Below are 20,308 nucleotides of genomic sequence, written 5' to 3'. Positions count from 1 at the left end.
GTCAGGACCGGGTGATTTTTTAATACAACAATCGTGCCAACTTTTTATCTATTTGATTTTAAAACAATAACAATATTTTACCCGGCCAGCATTTACCGGTAAAGTAGTCACATTCACCACCACATAGTGAAATTAACCATGTCAGAATTCAAAGATAATCTTATGGGCGAAGATAACGCCTTCCTGGAAGTTCTGGAACAGGTGTCACAGCTGGCGGCGCTGGATAAGCCGGTGCTGGTGATTGGTGAACGGGGGACCGGTAAAGAGCTGATAGCCAACCGACTGCACTATTTATCCCGGCGCTGGCAGGGGCCGTTTATCTCACTAAACTGCGCCGCCCTCAATGAGAACCTGCTGGATTCAGAGCTGTTTGGTCACGAAGCCGGTGCCTTTACCGGGGCGCAAAAACGCCATCCGGGGCGCTTTGAGCGGGCCGACGGCGGCACCCTGTTCCTTGATGAGCTGGCCACCGCCAGCATGATGGTCCAGGAGAAACTGCTGCGGGTGATTGAATATGGCGAGCTGGAGCGGGTGGGCGGCAATCAGCCGCTCCAGGTTAACGTGCGCCTGGTGTGCGCCACCAATGCGGATCTGCCCGCCCTGGCCGCGGCGGAGAAGTTCCGCGCAGACCTGCTGGACAGGCTGGCGTTTGATGTGGTGCGGCTCCCTCCCCTGCGCGAACGTCCCGGCGATATTATTTTACTGGCGGAGCAGTTCGCCATTCAGATGAGCCGCGAGATGGAAATGCCGCTGTTCCCGGGTTTTACCCCGGAGGCACTGCACACCCTGCGCCAGTACCCCTGGCCCGGCAATATCCGCGAGCTGAAAAATGTGGTGGAGCGTTCGGTCTACCGCCACGGGAACTGGGAGAGCGAGGTCGACCAGATTATCCTTGACCCGTTTAACCCCGCCGGCAAACCGCCGTCCGTGGCCCCGGCCACCGCTACGCCATTGCCTGCGCTGCCGCTGGATTTACGCCGCTGGCAAAACGATCAGGAAAAACAGCTGGTGGAAGCCAGCCTGATCAGCGCGAAATATCACCAGCGCCGGGCCGCGGAACTGCTGGGCATCACCTATCATCAGTTGCGCGCCATGCTAAAAAAACACCATATCCGGGTCCAGGACGATGATACTGAGGCGTAATAATCCCGGCGCCAGCGGCATTTGCCGATAAATTCACCAGCAATCGCCGATAAAGCCAGCAATTCCACAGTGAATTTTGGGGTCACAGGCAGAGTGCGATACACTCTGTGTATTGGTTAAGAAAAGTCAAAAACTTATGCGCGTAATGCTCCCTTTTCTGTTATTGCTTGCCAGCAGTTTCGCCGCTGCTGCCGCAGATTCGCCCCCGGCCCAAAAGGCGGATATCCGGCAAAGCGGGTTTGTCTATTGTGTCAATGGACAGATAAACACCTTTAACCCCCAGAAAGCCAGTGGCGGTTTGGTGGTCGATACCCTGGCGGCACAGCTCTATGATCGTCTGCTGGATGTGGACCCGTACACCTATCGTCTGGTGCCTGAGCTGGCGGAACGCTGGGAGGTGCTGGATAACGGCGCCACTTACCGTTTTTACCTGCGCAAAGACGTGGCCTTCCAGACCACGCCGTGGTTTACTCCTGGCCGGACACTGGATGCCGATGACGTGGTATTCAGCTTTAACCGCATCATTGACCGCAATGATCCCTGGCACGATGTTAACGGCGACAACTTCCCCTATTTTGACAGCTTACAATTTAGCGATACCGTAAAAAGCGTACGTAAACTGGATCGTTACACTGTCGAGTTTCGCCTCAGCCGCCCGGACGCCTCATTCCTGTGGCACCTGGCAACCCATTATGCGTCGGTATTGTCGGCAGAATATGCCGGGCAACTGGAGAAAACCGGGCACCAGGAGCAGATTGATCGCCAGCCAGTCGGGACCGGGCCGTTCCAGTTGAGTGACTTCCGGGGCGGGCAGTACATCCGCCTGGCGCGCCACCCGCACTTCTGGCGCGGTGTGCCGCTGATGCCCCAGGTGGTGGTGGATTTAGGCTCTGGCGGTACTGGCCGGTTGTCCAAATTGCTGACCGGTGAGTGTGACGTGCTGGCCTGGCCCGCCGCCAGCCAGCTAACCATTTTGCGCGATGACCCGCGCCTGCGCCTGTCGCTGCGCCCGGGGATGAACATCGCCTATCTGGCGTTTAATACCAATAAGCCACCCCTTGATAATCCGGCGGTGCGCCATGCCCTGGCGCTGTCTATTAATAACCAGCGCCTGATGCAATCTATCTATTACGGTACCGCCGAAACCGCGGCGTCGATCCTGCCCCGCGCCTCCTGGGCCTATGACAATGCCTCCCAGGTGACGGAGTATAATCCGCAGAAATCCCGGGCGCAGTTGCAGGCTTTGGGGATCAAAAATCTCACCCTGCACCTCTGGGTGCCGACCACGTCACAGGCGTGGAACCCCAGCCCGCTGAAGACCGCCGAGCTGCTGCAGGCGGATCTGGCCCAGGTGGGGGTGCGGGTAGTGATTGTGCCGGTGGAAGGCCGCTTCCAGGAGGCCAGACTGATGGAGATGAACCACGATCTGACCCTGACCGGCTGGGCCACAGACAGTAATGACCCGGATAGCTTCTTCCGGCCACTGCTGAGCTGCGCGGCAATCAATTCCCAGACCAACTACGCCCACTGGTGCAATACTGAATTTGATAACGTGCTGCAAAAGGCGCTCACCTCGCAACAGCTGGCCTCGCGGATGGAGGCCTACGACCAGGCGCAAAACATTCTGTCCCGGGAGCTACCGGTGTTGCCGCTGGCGTCCTCCCTGCGCTTACTGGCCTATCGTTACGACATCAAAGGCCTGGTGCTCAGCCCCTTCGGCAACGCCTCTTTTGCGGGGGTTGAACGGGTAATGGATGAGGCGAAAAAACCATGATTATTTTTACCCTGCGCCGCCTGTTATTGCTGGTGGTCACCCTGCTGTTCCTGACCCTGGTCGGGTTTAGCCTCTGTTACTTTACCCCCCGGGCCCCGCTCCAGGGGGCCAGCCTGTGGAATGCCTGGGCATTCTGGTTTGAAGGCGTACTGCACTGGGACTTCGGGGTCTCCAGTATTAATGGCCAGCCGATCAGCGCCCAGTTGCGGGAAGTGTTTCCGGCCACCATGGAGCTGTGCCTGCTGGCATTTACCCTGGCGCTGATTGTCGGCATCCCGCTGGGGATGCTGGCGGGGATCACCCAGGGCAAGTGGCAGGACAATCTGATCAGCGCCCTGTCGCTGCTGGGCTTTTCGATTCCGGTCTTCTGGCTGGCCCTGCTGCTGACGCTGTTTTTCTCGCTCACGCTCGGCTGGTTCCCGGTTTCCGGGCGCTTTGATCTGCTTTACGAGGTAAAAAACGTGACCGGGTTTGCCCTGATCGATGCCTGGCTCTCGGACTCTCCCTGGCGCCATGAGATGATCGACAGCGCTATTCGCCATATGGTGTTGCCGGTGCTGACCCTGGCGGTGGCGCCGACCACGGAAGTTATCCGCCTGATGCGCATCAGCACCATTGAGGTGTTTGACCAAAACTACATCAAAGCCGCCGCCACGCGCGGGGTCTCCCGCCGCACCATTTTACAGCGCCATGTGCTGCATAATGCCCTGCCGCCGGTGATCCCCAAACTGGGGTTACAGTTCTCCACCATGCTGACCCTGGCGATGATCACCGAAATGGTGTTTAGCTGGCCGGGCCTGGGCCGCTGGCTGATTAACGCCATCCGCCAGCAGGACTACGCGGCGATTTCTGCCGGGGTGATGGTTATCGGTTCGCTGGTGATTTGTGTCAACGTGATTTCCGATATTTTCGGCGCCATGGCAAACCCACTACGCAATAAGGAATGGTATGCCCTACGATAATGTCTACAGCGAAAAGCGCCCCCCCGGCACGCTGAGGACGACCTGGCGCAAATTTTACGGGGATACCAGCGCGATGATCGGGTTGTATGGCTGCGCTGCGCTGGCGCTGCTGTGCCTGTTTGGCAGCGTATTTTCCCCTTATGGTATTGACCAGCAGTTTATGGGTTACCAGCTGCTGCCCCCTTCATGGTCCCGTTACGGGGAGGTCTCTTTCTTCCTCGGCACTGACGATCTGGGGCGTGACGTACTGAGCCGGTTACTGAGCGGCGCGGCGCCAACCGTTGGCGGCGCATTTGTGGTGACCCTCGGGGCAACGATTTGTGGTCTGGCGCTGGGGATTTTTGCCGGGTCAACCCACGGGCTGCGCTCGGCGGTGCTCAACCATATTCTGGATACCCTGCTGTCGATCCCGTCCCTGCTACTGGCGATTATTGTGGTCGCCTTTGCCGGGCCGCACCTCAGCCACGCGATGTTTGCTATCTGGCTGGCGTTGCTACCGCGCATGGTGCGTTCGGTCTACACCATGGTCCATGACGAGCTGGAAAAAGAGTATATCGTTGCCGCCCGGCTGGACGGCGCCAGCACCCTCAATATTCTGTGGTTCGCGGTGCTGCCCAATACCGCCGCCACCCTGTGCGGGGAAATTACCCGGGCGCTGTCGATGGCGATCCTCGATATTGCGGCGCTGGGCTTTCTTGACCTCGGCGCGCAGCTGCCTTCACCGGAATGGGGCGCGATGCTCGGGGATGCGCTGGAGCTTATCTATGTTGCCCCCTGGACGGTGATGTTGCCCGGTGCTGCCATTATGATCAGCGTATTACTGGTTAACCTACTGGGTGATGGGATCCGCAGAGCAATTGATGCAGGGGTGCAGTAATGGCGTTACTGGATATTCGTAATCTCACCATTGAATTTCGCACCGGCGACGGCTGGGTTAAAGCCGTGGACCGGATCAGCATGACGCTGACCGAAGGGGAGATCCGCGGGCTGGTGGGTGAGTCTGGCTCCGGGAAAAGCCTGATTGCCAAGGCGATTTGCGGGGTGCGCAAAGACAACTGGCGGGTCACCGCCGACCGGATGCGGTTTGATGATATCGATCTGCTGCGCCTCAACCACCGGGAACGCCGCCGCCTGATGGGCCACAACGTGTCGATGATCTTTCAGGAGCCCCAGTCCTGTCTCGACCCCGCTGAGCGGATCGGTAAGCAGCTCACCCAAAATATCCCCGGCTGGACCTTTAAAGGCCGCTGGTGGCAGCGCGTTGGCTGGCGCAAGCGCCGGGCGATTGAGCTGTTGCACCGGGTGGGTATCAAAGATCATAAAGATGCCATGCGCAGTTTCCCCTACCAGTTAACCGAAGGGGAATGCCAGAAGGTGATGATCGCCATCGCGCTGGCGAACCAGCCGCGCCTGCTGATTGCCGATGAACCCACGAATGCCATGGAACCCACCACCCAGGCGCAGATTTTCCGCCTGCTGGCCCGGCTTAACCAGAATAACAACACCACGATTTTGCTGATCAGCCACGATCTGCAAATGCTGACCCACTGGGCGGATCGTATTAATGTGATGTATTGCGGCCAGACCGTAGAAAGCGCCATGAGTGAAGAGCTGATCAGCGCCCCGAAACATCCTTATACCCAGGCGCTGATCCGGGCGATCCCGGATTTTGGCAGCCCGATCCCCCACAAAAGCCGCCTGAATACTTTGCAAGGCGCGATACCGTTACTCGAACAGTTGCCCATTGGCTGCCGCCTCGGCCCGCGCTGCCCATATGCCCAGCGTAAATGCATCGAGACCCCGCGTTTGACTGGCGCCAAAAATCATCTTTTTGCCTGCCATTTCCCGCTAAATATGGAGAGGGACTAAGATGGTCGACACCCTGCTTGAAGTACGCAACCTGAGCAAAACCTTCCGCTACCGCACTGGCTGGTTCCATCGCCAGACGGTAGACGCGGTGAAAAATATCAGCTTCACCCTGCGTGAACGCCAGACCCTGGCCATTATCGGGGAGAACGGCTCCGGGAAATCCACCCTGGCCAAAATGCTGGCCGGTACTGTCGCCCCCACCAGCGGTGAGCTATTGATCGACGATAATCCCCTGCACTACGGGGACTACGCCTTTCGCAGCCAGCAAATCCGGATGATTTTTCAGGACCCGAGCACCTCCCTGAATCCCCGGCAGCGCATTTCGCAGATCCTGGACTTCCCCCTGCGCCTGAATACCGATTTAGCGCCGGAAGCCCGCCAGGAGCGGATTATTGAAACCCTGCGCATGGTTGGCCTGTTGCCGGACCACGCCAGCTACTATCCCCATATGCTGGCGCCGGGCCAGAAACAGCGTCTGGGACTCGCCCGGGCGCTGATTTTGCGCCCCAAGGTGATTGTGGCGGATGAGGCCCTCGCCTCCCTGGATATGTCGATGCGCTCCCAGTTGATCAATCTGATGCTCGAGCTTCAGGAGCAGCGCGGGATCTCTTATATCTACGTGACCCAGCACATTGGCATGATGAAGCATATCAGTGACCAGGTGCTGGTGATGCATCAGGGGGAAGTGGTCGAACGCGGCAGCACCGCCGATGTGCTGGCCTCCCCGCTCCACGACCTGACCCGCCGTCTGATTGCCAGCCACTTTGGCGAGGCGCTGACCGCCGATGCCTGGCGCCGGGATAGGTAACCCACCGCTGGCCGGTGTATCTTATTAACTTAACGTGATTTTGTGGTTCAGGTCACCGATTAGCCGCTTGTCAATAATGTAAGGACAAGCTACTTTCATCTGCGCCGCTGCGGGTACACCCGCCTGCGGCGGTGATGTACCTCTCTGTTTTTCTTCCTCTGGAAGCGTCCGACAATAATGAAATCATGCGGATGACACCCATAATATTAATGATGATAGCTTACGGTGGCCCGGCCATATGCCGGGTTTTATTCTGCTGAGCAGCGGCCCGGAACGTGGAAAAATAACGTGACATCAGCCCGGCCCGGTAGGATATAATCGCGGGCTGTTTTATGACACCACTTACGCAGTAGTAGCGCCAGGCCCGATAAATGGCGCAGTAAGAACCAACGATAAGGATCAAGATTATGGGTTTTCTTACCGGTAAACGTATTCTGGTTACTGGGGTTGCCAGCAACCGTTCCATCGCTTTCGGGATCGCGCAGGCGATGCAACGTGAAGGCGCTGAACTGGCTTTAACCTATCAGACTGAAAAACTGAAAGGCCGTGTAGAAGAGTTCGCCGCTGCCCTGGGTGCAAAAATCGTTCTGCCGTGTGATGTCGCCGAAGACGCCAGCATCGACGCGCTGTTCACTGAACTGGCTAAATCCTGGCCAAAATTCGATGGTTTCGTTCACTCCATCGGTTTCGCACCGGGTGACCAGTTAGACGGTGATTACGTGAACGCGGTTACCCGTGAAGGCTTCAAGATAGCCCACGATATCAGCTCTTACAGCTTTGTGGCGATGGCGAAAGCCTGCCGCAGCATGCTGAACCCGGACTCTGCGCTGCTGACCCTGTCCTACCTGGGTGCTGAGCGCGCTATCCCTAACTACAACGTGATGGGTCTGGCGAAAGCCTCTCTGGAAGCTAACGTGCGCTATATGGCTAACGCCATGGGCCCGGAAGGTGTGCGTGTTAACGCCATTTCTGCCGGCCCGATCCGCACCCTGGCGGCTTCCGGGATCAAAGATTTCCGTAAAATGCTGGCCCACTGCGAAGCGGTTACCCCGATTCGCCGTACCGTGACCATTGAAGATGTCGGTAACTCTGCCGCCTTCCTGTGCTCCAACCTCTCTGCCGGTATCTCCGGTGAAGTGGTTCACGTTGATGGCGGCTTCAGCATCGCCGCAATGAACGAACTGGAACTGAAATAAGTTTCCCCCCCAGGGCCGCCTGTCGGCCCTGGATTCTCGTCAATGATAACGCTACCCCGCTCCGTTATAGCTTTCCGCTATTTGTTATCACCCGCCATTCTTTCACTTCACAGCACGCTTACGCCAGGATAATGCCTCCAGGCAGGTCTGCGGTGCGCCCAGCGCTATCCCGTCGCCCTGCGTATTACTGACCAGGAACGCCCATGGAACAACGTCATCTTGCTGCCAAAAGCCACTGGTATCACGAAACGCAATCTCGCCCTAGTCCGGCCGATGCGCATCCGCTGGTCCCGGAGGCCGCACAGGTCGAAGACGCCTTCTTACTGGACTGCCCGTGGCCAACCACGTTGCACCCGGCTCATCATCCCTGGCTGGCCACCGCCCGCCAACTGTCCGGGCAGTTACTCCCTCCGCGGGTGGCCGTTAACCGCCGGCAGACATTGAGCAGTTATGACAGGCTGAGTACCGCCCTGACTGTGGCCCAGGTCTATGGCGTCCAGCGCCTGTGCAACCACTATTCCGCCCGTCTGGCCCCGGAGCCGGGGCCAGACTCTTCCCGGGAAAGTAACCACCGCTTAACCCAGATAACCCAGTTTGCCCGCCAGTTGGCCGGTAACCCGGGCTGTATTGACCTCGCCGCCACCCGGCAGCTACTGGCGGTGGGGCTCACGGAAGACGATGTGGTGACGTTTGTACACCTGATTGGGTTTATCGGCTTCCAGGCCCGGGTGATTGCGGCGCTGCACGCCTTTAACGGCTTGCCGGTACGCTGGCTGCCCGGCATGGATATCCAGGCCGATGCGCCCCCAGACAGCTTTAGCAGCACCGCGGCCCCGGCCCTGGCGCTCTCCCTGACAACACCGCCCCCGGAACAATTAACCTTTGCCAGCCGTGAATTGCTGGCCGACGCCACCCCGGATACCCCCCTGCACCACCTCGCCCCCCTGCTGGCGCGGGATCCTGATAGCTGGCGGTTGCTGACGCGGTTACAGCGAGCGGTACCCGCACACAGCAGCGCCATTCTGGTGCGCCTGCTCAGTGCCCGGGTTAACGGCAGCGTTCCCTGTTTTACCGCCGCCAGCCAGCAGTGGACCCGGGACAATACCCTGGTGGATTCAGTACGCAACGGTGAACGGGCGATCACCGCCTGGAGCCACGGGCAGGCGGAATATCGCGGGCTTATTGAGCCACTGCTGTTGATGATTCGTGCCCCCTCGCGTTTTGGTGCCGCCCATGTTGCCGGGCTGCGTGAACACGGGGTAACGGCAGATAACAGCCTTGCTCTGCTGACGCACCTCGGGATCGAGGGCTGGGTCAATCGCCTGAATATTAGCCTGTATGGCCGACTCTAGCCCGGGCCGCTGGTGGTTTATACTAAACAGCGCTTGCCGGGTGGTGCGGAATCGCGTAAAACTGTCAGCCGCTCTTTTGGCTAACAAAACTCAACAATATGCTTCAGGATAACCCGCTGCTTGCGCAGCTAAAACAGCAATTACACTCCCAGCCCCCCCGCGCAGAAGGGGTGGTTAAGGGCACGGAAAAAGGGTTTGGCTTTTTAGAAGTCGATGCCACGAAAAGTTACTTCATTCCGCCGCCGCAGATGAAAAAAGTAATGCACGGTGATCGTGTTATTGCTGTGATCCATACCGACAAGGATCGCGAAACTGCGGAACCGGAAGAGCTTGTCGAGCCGTTCCTGACGCGCTTTGTTGGCCGGGTACACAAGAAAGACGACCGTCTGTCTATCGTGCCGGATCATCCGCTTATCAAAGATGCCGTGTTCTGCCGCCCTGCCCGGGACGTTAACCATGATTTTGTTGACGGTGACTGGGCCGTAGCCGAAATGCGCCGCCACCCGCTCAAAGGTGACCGCAGCTTCTACGCCGAGTTAACCCAGTTTATTACCTGTGGCGATGACCATCTGGCCCCCTGGTGGGTAACCCTGGCGCGCCACAATCTGGAGCGCGAAGCGCCGAATGGCGTGGCCACCGACATGATGGACGAAGGTCTGGTACGTGAAGACCTTACCGACCTCAGCTTTGTAACCATCGACAGCGCCAGCACCGAAGATATGGATGATGCGCTGTATGCCGAGCGCGCTGAAAACGGCGATATCCGCCTGCTGGTGGCGATTGCCGATCCGACCGCCTGGATTGCACCGGGCAGCAAGCTGGATAATGCCGCCCGCATCCGCGCCTTCACCAACTACCTGCCGGGTTTTAATATTCCGATGTTGCCGCGCGAGCTGTCTGATGACCTGTGCTCACTGCGCGCCGGGGAATCCCGCCCGGTGCTGGCCTGCCGGATGACGGTGGGCGAAGACGGCAGCATTGCCGATGATATGCAGTTCTTCGCCGCGACCATTCAGTCCAAAGGCAAACTGGCCTATGACAATGTCTCTGACTGGCTGGAAGGCACCGGCGAATGGCACCCGGAAAACGACGCGATTGCCGGTCAAATCCGCCTGCTGGAAACCCTTTGCCAGCGCCGCGCCGCATGGCGCAAGACCCATGCGCTGGTGTTCAAAGACCGCCCGGACTACCGGTTTGTGCTGGGTGAAAAAGGGGAAGTGCTGGATATCGTTGCCGAGCCGCGCCGTATTGCCAACCGGATTGTTGAAGAGGCGATGATTGCCGCCAACGTCTGTGCCGCTATCGTGCTGCGTGAAAAACTCGGTTTTGGCGTCTACAACGTCCATACCGGTTTCGATCCGGCCAATATTGAACAGCTCACCACCATGCTGCAAAACCACGGTATGACGGTTGATCCTCAGGATGTGCTGACCTTACCCGGGTTCTGTAAGCTGCGCCGCGAACTGGATGCCCAGCCGACCGGTTTCCTCGACAGCCGTATTCGCCGCTACCAGTCCTTTGCGGAAATCAGCACCGAGCCGGGCCCGCACTTTGGCCTGGGGCTGGAAGCCTACGCAACCTGGACATCACCGATCCGTAAGTATGGCGATATGATCAACCACCGCTTGCTAAAGGCTATCATCAAGTCTGAAACCGCCCCGCGGCCGGATGCTGAGATCACGGTGCAGATGTCTGAACGACGCCGCCTGAACCGGATGGCTGAGCGTGATGTCGGTGACTGGCTGTACGCCCGTTTCCTGAAAGACAAAGCCGGTACCGATACCCGCTTTGCGGCTGAAATCATTGATGTCAGCCGCGGCGGTATGCGTGTCCGTCTGGTGGATAATGGCGCAGTGGCGTTTATCCCGGCACCGTTTATTCACGCTGTCCGCGATGAGCTGGCCATCAGCCAGGAAAATGGCACCGTGCAGATCAAAGGCGAAACCCACTATAAAGTGACGGACGTTATCGATGTGACGATTGCCGAAGTCCGTATGGAAACCCGTAGCGTGATTGCCCGCCCGGCATAACCGCGCCCCGCGACGGCACAGTTTTCTGTGCCGTCCGTTCATCCTTCAGGGCGACATCCCCCTCTCCGTACCCGGTCTTTTTGTGGCGTTTCTCCCCCCTGTAGCGGGCCACAATATAAAGTAGCGATACGGCTACGCCTCCCGTGCTATTCCCCGGCAGCGCTAAACTATGCTGATATTTACGCTCATTCACCGCACGGAGCAGGAGCCGTACTATGGGGGCACCCACCGCATCCTCGTTAACCACACACCCGCCGCTAGCGGCCGGGGAACCGGTGATTATCATCCTCGACCACGAAGGCCATATTCAGCGTTTTAATTCGGCGTGTGAACGCTATACCGGGCTCAGGGAACAGGACGTGATCGGCAAAAATGCCTTCCGGCTATTTTTGCACCACCGTGGCGGTGTCCGGGTATCAATTCGTCGTTTTTATACCCGGGAAGATAGCCTGAAAACCGAGATCGTGCTGCATGCCCAGGCCATGACCATGCTGCGCGCCTTCAGCCACCTGGGCGCGCGGATCCACCTTGACGACTTCGGCACCGGCTATTCTTCCCTGGCGCAGCTGACCCGCTTTCCTTTTTCTGCGGTCAAACTTGACCGGAGCATGGTCCGGAATGTCCATCGCACCCCCCAGGCCCAGTCCCTGATCAAGGCGATTATCGCCGTTGCCAGCGCGCTAGAGATGGAGATTATTGCCGAAGGTGTCGAGACCCCCGAAGAGGATGCCTTTATTACTGCCTGCGGGATCAGACTGCGCCAGGGGTTTTTATTTGCCCGGCCGATGACGGCCCCGCAGCTGGCGGAATGGTTAGCGCACCCGGCCTGATGCTGCGCAATGCAGATTAGGATATGCGAAATCTGGCTAAAAGAACGCCCCCGGGCGATTCTCTTTTGGCCCGGATTTCTGCATTATGGGGCAGCGTTCACCAACAGGAGCCACCGATAATAATGACGGATATTAATATTACCCAACTGACACAACGGATTGATACCGTGCTGGATATTCTGGTGGCGGGGGATTATGCCTCCGCCATCAATAATCTGGAAATTCTGAAAGCAGAATTACAGGCGCTGGATAACAACGGGGACCAGCCGCCCCGGACCTGCGGCAAATCCCCCTGGGAAATCTGACCCGCTGGCCGCCGGGTTATAACCCCGGCTGGCCAAAGGCGCCCTGCCAGTCTGCTGAAAATTTCTCTACCGCCGCGCACACCGCCGGGGTGTGCAATAGCTGCCCGGCCACATCCAGTGGCAAGGTGACTGACGCACAACCCGCCAGTAAACACGACAGCACCTGGTGCGGCGTACGGAAGCTGGCGGCCAGGACCTTTGCCTGGGGGGCATGGCAGGCAAGCAGTTGCTGCAAGTCCCTAACCACGGCAATACCGTCCCCGCCCTGGGCATCGAGGCGATTCACATACGGGGCCACATAGTCCGCCCCGGCCAGCGCAGCCAGTAACCCCTGGGTAGCGCCATATACGGCGGTGCCCAGCGTGGGGATGCGCAGCTCGCGTAATTTTTTCATCGCCGCCAGCCCTTCTCCGGTGGTGGGCACCTTGACCACCAGCCCGGGCACCCGCGCCACCAGTTGCTGGGCCTGAGCGACCATCTCATCGGCTTCCTGGGCCAGTACCTGGGCAAACAGCCGCCCTTCCCCGCCTAACGCATCCTGCAGGGCCGGTAACAAATCCCAGAGCGGTACCCCGGCCTGCGCCACGATAGACGGATTAGTGGTAACCCCTTCAAGAGGAAGAATACGGGCAAAGCGTTTTACAGCAGCGACATCGGCAGTATCTAAATAGAGTTCCATCACTCTCTCCATAACGGTGGCGATCACAATACCGTTATCATAATCAGCCCCTGGCGATCTCTTTTGACCCGCATCAATAAAACTTTCATTCGAAAGTTATTAAATCTTCAAAAGAAAGAAAAAAGAAAGTATCGCGCAATGTCGCACTATAAGGGGCTGTATATGCTGTTTAACTTACAACGTTACTCCACCCATGATGGCCCGGGCATTCGCAGCGTTGTCTTTTTGAAAGGCTGCACGCTCGGCTGCCGCTGGTGCCAGAACCCGGAAAGCCGCAGCCCCCGCCGGGAGGTGCTGTTTGATGCCCGCCTGTGCCTGGATCAGTGCCGGCTGTGCGCCAGCGCTTGCCCCCACGCCATTCGCCGGGATGGCCCCCAGCCGGTTATCGATCGCCACCGGCTTACAGAGCAGGATCTGGATAACTTACAGCACTGCTGCCCGTCACAGGCACTGGTGGTGTGTGGCGAGCCCCAAACGGTTGATGAGATTATGGCGGCGGTGTTGCGGGATAAACCGTTCTATGACCGCAGCGGGGGCGGTGTGACGCTTTCCGGAGGGGAGCCCTTCCTGCAACCGGCCCTGGCGGCGACGCTGCTCGCCCGCAGTAAAGCCGCCGGTATTCATACCGCTGTCGAAAGCTGCCTGCACGTCCCCTGGAAATACATTGAACCGTCCCTCGGGCACCTGGATCTGCTGCTGGCGGATCTTAAACATGTCGACAGTGCCCGTTTCAGGCAGTGGACGGACGGCAGTGCCCGCCGGGTACTGGATAACTTCCGCCGCCTGGCGGCCCGGGGCACCCCAATGGTGATTCGGGTGCCGCTGATCCCGCACTTTAACGCCGATCGCGAGGCGGTGCGTCAAATTACCGACTTCGCGGCCGATGAACTCGGCGCCCGCGAGATCCATTTCCTGCCCTACCACACATTGGGTATCCATAAATACCATCTGCTTGATATGCCCTATCTGGCGCCAGACACCGGGCTGGATGATCCAGACCTGCTGGACTTTGCCTGCCACTATGCCGGACAGAAAGGGATGACCGCCTGGATTAGAGGATAACATCATGACCGAACTGAACCTGACCCACCTCAGCGACCGTATCCGTGCCCATAAACAGGCGCTGGTCCATATTGTCAAACCCCCAGTCTGTACTGAGCGCGCCCGCCATTACACCGCAATCTATCAGGCCCATCAGGATAAGCCCCTGCCGGTGCGCCGGGCCCTGGCGCTGGCTCACCATCTGGCCGAGCGCACTATCTGGATCAAACACGATGAGCTGATCGTCGGCAACCAGGCCAGCCATGTCCGCGGCGCGCCGCTGTTCCCGGAATACACCGTAAGCTGGATCGAAGATGAAATCGACACCCTCGGGGATCGCCCCGGGGCCGGGTTCTCAGTCACGCCAGAAGATAAAACCGTGATCCACCAGATCTGTCCGTGGTGGCGGGGCCAGACCGTGCAGGATCGCTGTTACGGTATGTTCACCACCGAGCAAAAGTCGCTGCTGGCCAGCGGTATCATTAAAGCCGAAGGCAATATGACGTCTGGTGATGCGCACCTGGCGGTGAACTTTCCGCTGCTGCTGGAAAAAGGCCTGGATGGCCTGCGCCACAAAGTGGCCGAACGCCGCGAGCGCCTGCACCTGACCGACTGGGACGATCTGCACAAAGAACAGTTCCTGAAAGCGATTGATATCACGTTAGCGGCACTCAGCGAGCACATTCTGCGTTACGGGGCGCAGGCCAGGCAGATGGCTGGCGCTGAATCCCGCCCGGAGCGCCACGCGGAGCTGTTGTCGATTGCCGCCAACTGCGAGCATATTGCCCACCAGCCACCGGTGACCTTCTGGCAGGCGCTGCAACTGAGTTACTTCATACAACTGGTGCTACAGATTGAATCCAACGGCCATTCGGTCTCCTTTGGTCGCCTTGACCAGTACCTCTACCCCTGGTACCGCCGTGATGTCGAACTGGAGCAGAACCTCACCCGGGAGCAGGCCATCGAGCTGCTGGAAAGCTGCTGGCTGAAACTGCTGGAAGTTAACAAGATCCGTTCCGGCTCACACTCCAAGGCCTCCGCCGGTAGCCCGCTCTACCAGAACGTCACCATTGGTGGCCAGACGCTGCATAACGGCGTGCCGGTGGATGCGGTTAACCCGCTCTCCTGGGCGGTGCTGGAATCCTGCGGCCGCCTGCGCTCAACCCAGCCAAATTTAAGCGTGCGTTACCACGCCGGGATGAGTGATGATTTTCTTGATGCCTGTGTACAGGTGATCCGCTGCGGATTCGGGATGCCGGCCTTTAATAACGATGAAATCGTGATCGGTGAATTTATCAAGCTGGGGGTCAGCCGGGAGGACGCTTACGATTATGCCGCCATCGGCTGTATTGAAACCGCCGTGGGCGGTAAATGGGGCTATCGCTGCACCGGGATGAGCTTTATTAACTTTGCCCGGGTGATGCTGGCGGCACTGGAAGGCGGCCGGGACGCCACCAGCGGCACGGTCTTTTTACCCCAGCCCGGCGCGCTCTCTGCCGGTAACTTTAGCGACTTTGACCAGGTGATGGCGGCCTGGGATGCGCAGATCCGCTACTACGCCCGTAAATCCATTGAAATTGAATGTGTGGTGGATACGGTGCTGGAAGAGAACGCCCACGATATTCTGTGCTCCGCACTGGTGGATGACTGTATTGAGCGCGGTAAGAGCATCAAACAGGGGGGCGCAAAATATGACTGGGTATCCGGCCTGCAGGTGGGGATTGCCAACCTCGGCAACAGCCTGGCGGCGGTACGCAAACTGGTCTTCGAGCAGGGGATTATTAGCCAGCAGGCCCTGGCAGAGGCGCTGGCCAGTGACTTCGACGGGCTGACCGGGGAACAACTGCGCCAGCGCCTGATAAACGGCGCCCCGAAATATGGCAATGACGACGATAGCGTGGATCTGCTGCTCGCCCGGGCTTACCAGACCTATATTGATACCCTCAAACAGTACCATAATACCCGGTTTGGCCGCGGCCCGATTGGCGGCACTTACTATGCCGGTACGTCGTCTATTTCAGCAAATGTGCCCTTTGGTGCCGCCACCATGGCCACCCCGGACGGCCGCCGGGCCGGTACCCCGCTGGCGGAAGGGGCAAGCCCAGCCTCCGGTACTGACCGGCTGGGGCCAACGGCGGTGATTAACTCGATTGGTAAACTTCCCACCAGTGACATCCTTGGTGGGGTACTCTTAAACCAGAAGCTGACCCCGGCAACCCTCGATAATCCCCGGGATAAACAGAAACTGATGGCGATGCTGCGCACCTTTTTTGAGATCCATCACGGGTGGCACATCCAGTACAACATCGTCTCCCGGGAGACGTTGCTGGCCGCGCAGCGCCATCCGGATCAGTACCGGGACCTGGTGGTCAGGGTGGCGGGCTATTCTGCCTTCTTCACTGCCTTATCGCCTGACGCCCAGAATGATATTATTGCGCGAACTGAACATACGCTTTAACTGACCCAGGGCGGTGGTAAACCACCGCCCGATAACGGATTGATATGAATTCCAGACAACAGATTATTTTACAGATGGTAAGTGACCGTGGCCGGATCAGCGTGGCAGAGCTTGCCAAACTGACCGGTGTTTCTGAGGTCACGGTTCGCCAGGATCTCAACGTGCTGGAAAAACAAAACTTTTTGCGCCGGGTCCACGGTTATGCCCTGCCCCTGGAAAGCGATGATGTCGAAACCCGGATGATGGATAACTATCCATTAAAACGCCGCCTGGCAGAATATGCCGCCAGCCTGGTGGAAGACGGAGAAACGGTATTTATTGAAAACGGCAGTTGTAATGCCCTGCTGGCCCGTACCCTGGCGGAACACAAGAAAATTACCCTGATCACGGTAAGCTGTTATATCGCCCATCTGCTGAAAGATACCGACTGCGAGGTTATCCTGCCCGGCGGGATTTATCAGAAGAAAAGTGAAAGTATGGTGGGCCCGTTAACCCGCCAGTGTTTACAACAAATTCACTTTACCAGGGCATTTATTGGTATTGATGGCTGGCAGCCCTCTACCGGATTTACCGGCCGGGATATGCTGCGCGCAGAAGTTGTTAATGCGGTGCTGGCAAAGGATACCCAGGGCATTGTGTTAACAGACAGTTCTAAATTCAGCGCCCAGCACCCTTACCCGCTGGGGCCGGATTCTGCGTTAACCCGCATCATTACCGACAGCGGTTTAAGTAACGACATCCGCCAGCAACTAAGCGCCCGTCACCCGCGGGTGGACATCGTTTCAGCCTGGCAGGAACACCCCTGAACAGGCCCGGATGGCGGCATTTCTTTACACAAGTTCAGAGCATTCCCATCAGCCATTTAAGATAATTTCCCTGTGGTAATTTTCACTACAATTTAATATATGCTCATGCGATATAACAGGAAGTGGCTGTCACCAACGTGACCTGATATGTCCGGTTATCGCGGTAGGGTTTCACGGTGATCCAGCGCAGAGGGATGTTTCACACCCGGCATAGAGATGCTCCCCGTGATTCATTAATTCAGGAGAAAGTGCAATGAAATTAAATAACAAAAAAGTGGCCGCTGGCCTGCTCGCAATCACTCTGGCAATGTCTCTGTCTGCTTGTGGCCACTGGTCAAAACGCGACCGTAACACCGCAATCGGTGCCGGTGCCGGCGCCATCGGCGGGGCGGTTCTGACGGACGGTAGCACCCTGGGTACCCTGGGCGGCGCCGCTGTCGGCGGTATCATTGGTCACCAGGTCGGTAAATAACGCGCTTAGTGGGCATCGCGATAATGTCTGACCGGGGCGGTATCTTTTGACCCCGGCCACACACAGCCACGACAGACCGATGATATAGCGAAAAAAGGCCATGATATAATCATGGCCTTTTCTGTTAGATCTAATGTGCGCGAAACGCGTAACGGTGACTCAGCCCCCGGCCAGCTTCACGTTATAACCGAGTCCTTCCAGCAGGGTTTTCAGGGTATCGCGCTTATCACCCTGGATTTCGATTACGCCGTCTTTCAGGCTCCCGCCACACCCGCATTTCTTTTTCAGATCGGCAGTAATTTTCGCCAGTGCGGCGTCATCGGCATCAATGCCGGTGATCAGACACACGCCTTTGCCCTTGCGGCCGCTGGTCTGGCGCTGGATACGCACAATACCGTCCCCCTTCGGGCGCACCGGTTTCTCTGCGGGCTTATCAATACGCCCGGTTTCCGTGGAATACACCAGCCGGTTTTCAGTATCGCGCATCTCACGCCTCCGTTTTCAGGCTGGCGCGGATTGCCTGAAGCGCCGCCGCAGGATCGGCAGCCTGGGTTACCGGGCGGCCAATCACCATATAGTCCACCCCGACGGCCAGCGCCTGCTCCGGGGTCATAATACGCCGCTGATCGCCGGCATCGCTTCCCGCCGGGCGGATCCCCGGGGTCACCAGTTTAAACGCCTGGCCCAGCCCGGCTTTCAGCGTTAATGCCTCCTGGGCAGAGCACACGACCCCGTCCAGACCACAGCGCTGGGTCAGGCGGGCCAGATGCTCGGCGTATTGTGCCGGTGACAGGGTGATCCCCAGATCCAGTAAATCACTGGATTCCATGCTGGTTAATACCGTTACCGCTATCAGTAGCGGCGCATCTGCCGCGAAGGGTTGCAGCGCCTCCCGGGCGGCGGTCATCATGCGCGCTCCACCGCTGGCGTGGACGTTGACCATCCACACCCCCAGCTCCGCCGCCGCCGCAACGGCCTTCGCCACCGTGTTGGGAATATCATGGAATTTAAGATCAAGGAAGATATCGAAGCCGCGATCCTGCAGATCCTTCACCAGTTGCGGACCGTAGAGGGTGAACATCTCTTTACCGACTTTCAGACGGCAATCCGCCGGATCAATACGATCAACAAACGCCAGTGCGTCGTCTTTACTGGCATAATCCAGCGCAACAACGATGGGGGAATGGGTGACAACAGGACGGGATGATGCAACAAAATTCATGGCTCTTCCTTTGACTGGTTGGCGGCACCGGGGCGCAAAAACGTTAAACGGCTGGCATTCTACCCGCAGCGCCCACAAATTGACAGGCTGCTGTGATGGCTGCCCCGCCACTGCGGCTCACCGCCGCCGCCTGATGATGGCCTTTTAAGTATGTTGTAACTAAATAACGCCTTTTTTAGAAAAATACACCGTTACTGGCCATCTAAACCGCGGATCGGCTTGATGGTGGACCAGGAGCGGCAGGACGGGCAATGCCAGTACAGTGTGAAGGCGGTAAACCCGCATTTATGGCAGCGATAGCGCGGTTTGGAGCGGATCTGCTCACCAACCATATCGCGCAGTACCATCAGGCTGTCTCTGGCGCGGCCTTGTTCTGCTTCCACCAGGTGATAATCCATCAGACGATGGAAAACGCGCATCGTCGGGTGGCGCTGCAGCTCGCGGGTGATATAGGTTTGCGCCGCATCCTGGCCTTCGCGCTTCTCGATAAGCTCCGCCATCATCAGCTCCGCCATTGCGCCGCCGCTGTCCCCGACCCGGTTAAGAAAATCGCCCCAGGCCTGGGGTTGTTCCAGGTGCTGGTAACAGTCGTGGACCATTTCCAGGGTTTCATTAACCAGTTCCCGATCTTGCTCCAGGACTTTTTCCAGGGATTCTACCGCCCGGGCATACTCCCCTTTTTGCATGTAGATCCGGCCCATCATAATCGAGACCCGGGCGCTGTTGCGATCGGCCGCGGCGCCTTTTTTCAGCAGTGCCATAGCGCGATCATTATCGTCGCTGGCCATACTTTGCAGCGCCAGCTCACAGTAGAAGTGGGCAATTTCGATACGCTGCTTCTCTTTACCCAGTTTGACCAGCCGTTCGGCCACATCAATGGCTTTTTGCCAGTCGCTGGTTGACTGATAAATTTGCAGCAATTGTTGCAGGGCCGGGAGCCGGAAGTCCGTTTCGTCCACCAACTGAATAAACATGCTTTCCGCCCGGTCGTATAACCCGGCGGCCATATAGTCACGCCCCAGTTGCTGAACCGCCAGCAACCGCTGTTCATAGGTCAGTGAGGCGCTTTCCATTAACGTTTGGTGGATGCGAATGGCGCGGTCGACCTCGCCCCGGGAGCGGAACAAGTTACCGAGGGTGAGGTGGGCCTCCACGGTGCCGGAGTCCTCTTTGAGCATATCGAGGAACAGATCAACCGCTTTATCCTGCTGATTAGACAACAAGAAGTTCACCCCAGCGACATAGTCTCTGGACAGGCGATTGGCTTCCTGCTGTTTATCCTGACTGGCACTTCTGCGCCCCATGTACCAGCCGTAAGCGGCAGCGACAGGAAGCAGCAGGAACAACAACTCCAGCATAAA

18 protein-coding genes and 2 pseudogenes are annotated in these 20,308 nt (G+C 58.1%); 16 read left to right on the top strand and 4 right to left on the bottom strand.

Translation table 11 applies throughout. From position 1 onward, the window contains the following. Positions 1-138: 138 nt before the first annotated feature. The 12 genes and pseudogenes from pspF to yciZ all read left to right on the top strand — a co-directional run bounded on the left by pspF (position 139) and on the right by yciZ (position 12,269). Entirely contained in the window at positions 139-1,143 is a 1,005-nt protein-coding gene (gene pspF, locus F9C28_RS01380) for a phage shock protein operon transcriptional activator (protein ID WP_199013315.1), read from the top strand. 136 nt (positions 1,144-1,279) lie between these two features. Continuing rightward, positions 1,280-2,917, top strand: a complete 1,638-nt coding sequence (gene sapA / locus F9C28_RS01375; RefSeq protein ID WP_199013314.1) for an ABC transporter substrate-binding protein SapA — start codon at positions 1,280-1,282, stop codon at positions 2,915-2,917. Then, a complete protein-coding gene (gene sapB, locus F9C28_RS01370) occupies positions 2,914-3,879 on the top strand; it encodes a putrescine export ABC transporter permease SapB (protein WP_199013313.1) in 966 nt (321 codons plus the stop codon). Before sapA ends, sapB begins: the two co-directional genes overlap by 4 nt. Further along, positions 3,866-4,756 carry a putrescine export ABC transporter permease SapC gene (gene sapC / locus F9C28_RS01365; RefSeq protein ID WP_199013312.1) on the top strand — a complete coding sequence of 297 codons (891 nt, stop codon included), beginning with the start codon at positions 3,866-3,868 and terminating at the stop codon, positions 4,754-4,756. The genes sapB and sapC overlap by 14 nt, the downstream gene beginning before the upstream one ends. Beyond that, positions 4,756-5,748: a putrescine export ABC transporter ATP-binding protein SapD gene (gene sapD, locus F9C28_RS01360; RefSeq protein WP_199013311.1), complete on the top strand. Its 993-nt coding sequence runs from the start codon at positions 4,756-4,758 to the stop codon at positions 5,746-5,748. Before sapC ends, sapD begins: the two co-directional genes overlap by 1 nt. Before the next feature lies 1 nt (position 5,749). Then, positions 5,750-6,556, top strand: a complete 807-nt coding sequence (sapF, locus tag F9C28_RS01355) for a putrescine export ABC transporter ATP-binding protein SapF (RefSeq protein ID WP_199013310.1) — start codon at positions 5,750-5,752, stop codon at positions 6,554-6,556. Between the two features lie 407 nt (positions 6,557-6,963). Next, entirely contained in the window at positions 6,964-7,752 is a 789-nt protein-coding gene (fabI, locus tag F9C28_RS01350) for an enoyl-ACP reductase FabI (RefSeq protein ID WP_199013309.1), read from the top strand. A gap of 203 nt (positions 7,753-7,955) precedes the next feature. Further along, the gene (locus F9C28_RS01345) at positions 7,956-9,104 is read left to right on the top strand and encodes a carboxymuconolactone decarboxylase family protein (protein WP_199013308.1); all 1,149 of its coding nucleotides are present in this window, start codon (positions 7,956-7,958) and stop codon (positions 9,102-9,104) included. A gap of 98 nt (positions 9,105-9,202) precedes the next feature. Beyond that, a complete protein-coding gene (locus tag F9C28_RS01340) occupies positions 9,203-11,134 on the top strand; it encodes an exoribonuclease II (protein ID WP_199013307.1) in 1,932 nt (643 codons plus the stop codon). Between the two features lie 215 nt (positions 11,135-11,349). Further along, positions 11,350-11,598: pseudogene (locus F9C28_RS20030) on the top strand (PAS domain-containing protein); the annotation flags it as partial. Positions 11,599-11,613: 15 nt separating this feature from the next. Next, positions 11,614-11,964: pseudogene (locus tag F9C28_RS20025) on the top strand (EAL domain-containing protein); the annotation flags it as partial. A 122-nt stretch (positions 11,965-12,086) separates the two neighbouring features. After that, positions 12,087-12,269 carry a protein YciZ/DeoL gene (gene yciZ / locus F9C28_RS01330; protein ID WP_199013305.1) on the top strand — a complete coding sequence of 61 codons (183 nt, stop codon included), beginning with the start codon at positions 12,087-12,089 and terminating at the stop codon, positions 12,267-12,269. A gap of 16 nt (positions 12,270-12,285) precedes the next feature. Here yciZ and fsa read toward each other — a convergent pair whose 3' ends face one another. Continuing rightward, on the bottom strand, positions 12,286-12,948 hold the full coding sequence (gene fsa, locus F9C28_RS01325; RefSeq protein ID WP_199013304.1) for a fructose-6-phosphate aldolase: 663 nt from the start codon (positions 12,946-12,948) through the stop codon (positions 12,286-12,288). A gap of 162 nt (positions 12,949-13,110) precedes the next feature. Here fsa and F9C28_RS01320 point away from each other — a divergent pair, with 162 nt between their 5' ends. From F9C28_RS01320 to osmB, 4 genes are all read left to right on the top strand, one after another. After that, positions 13,111-14,010 carry a glycyl-radical enzyme activating protein gene (locus tag F9C28_RS01320; protein ID WP_199013469.1) on the top strand — a complete coding sequence of 300 codons (900 nt, stop codon included), beginning with the start codon at positions 13,111-13,113 and terminating at the stop codon, positions 14,008-14,010. A gap of 4 nt (positions 14,011-14,014) precedes the next feature. After that, positions 14,015-16,447 carry a formate C-acetyltransferase/glycerol dehydratase family glycyl radical enzyme gene (locus F9C28_RS01315; RefSeq protein WP_199013303.1) on the top strand — a complete coding sequence of 811 codons (2,433 nt, stop codon included), beginning with the start codon at positions 14,015-14,017 and terminating at the stop codon, positions 16,445-16,447. A 44-nt stretch (positions 16,448-16,491) separates the two neighbouring features. Further along, a complete protein-coding gene (gene yciT, locus F9C28_RS01310; protein WP_199013302.1) occupies positions 16,492-17,253 on the top strand; it encodes a DNA-binding transcriptional regulator YciT in 762 nt (253 codons plus the stop codon). Positions 17,254-17,506: 253 nt separating this feature from the next. Further along, positions 17,507-17,725, top strand: a complete 219-nt coding sequence (osmB, locus tag F9C28_RS01305; protein WP_199013301.1) for an osmotically-inducible lipoprotein OsmB — start codon at positions 17,507-17,509, stop codon at positions 17,723-17,725. A 159-nt stretch (positions 17,726-17,884) separates the two neighbouring features. Here osmB and yciH read toward each other — a convergent pair whose 3' ends face one another. The 3 genes from yciH to lapB form a co-directional block, all read right to left on the bottom strand. Continuing rightward, positions 17,885-18,211: a stress response translation initiation inhibitor YciH gene (yciH, locus tag F9C28_RS01300; protein ID WP_199013300.1), complete on the bottom strand. Its 327-nt coding sequence runs from the start codon at positions 18,209-18,211 to the stop codon at positions 17,885-17,887. Between the two features lies 1 nt (position 18,212). Next, complete coding sequence (pyrF, locus tag F9C28_RS01295) at positions 18,213-18,947, bottom strand: orotidine-5'-phosphate decarboxylase (RefSeq protein WP_199013299.1); 735 nt, start codon at positions 18,945-18,947, stop codon at positions 18,213-18,215. 191 nt (positions 18,948-19,138) lie between these two features. Then, the gene (lapB, locus tag F9C28_RS01290) at positions 19,139-20,305 is read right to left on the bottom strand and encodes a lipopolysaccharide assembly protein LapB (RefSeq protein ID WP_199013298.1); all 1,167 of its coding nucleotides are present in this window, start codon (positions 20,303-20,305) and stop codon (positions 19,139-19,141) included. Between the last annotated feature and the right edge of the window lie 3 nt (positions 20,306-20,308).

Origin of the sequence: Shimwellia pseudoproteus, from assembly GCF_016415625.1 — a bacterium.
GTDB lineage: Bacteria > Pseudomonadota > Gammaproteobacteria > Enterobacterales > Enterobacteriaceae > Shimwellia > Shimwellia pseudoproteus.
This window is presented reverse-complemented; position numbering and strand designations above follow the sequence as displayed.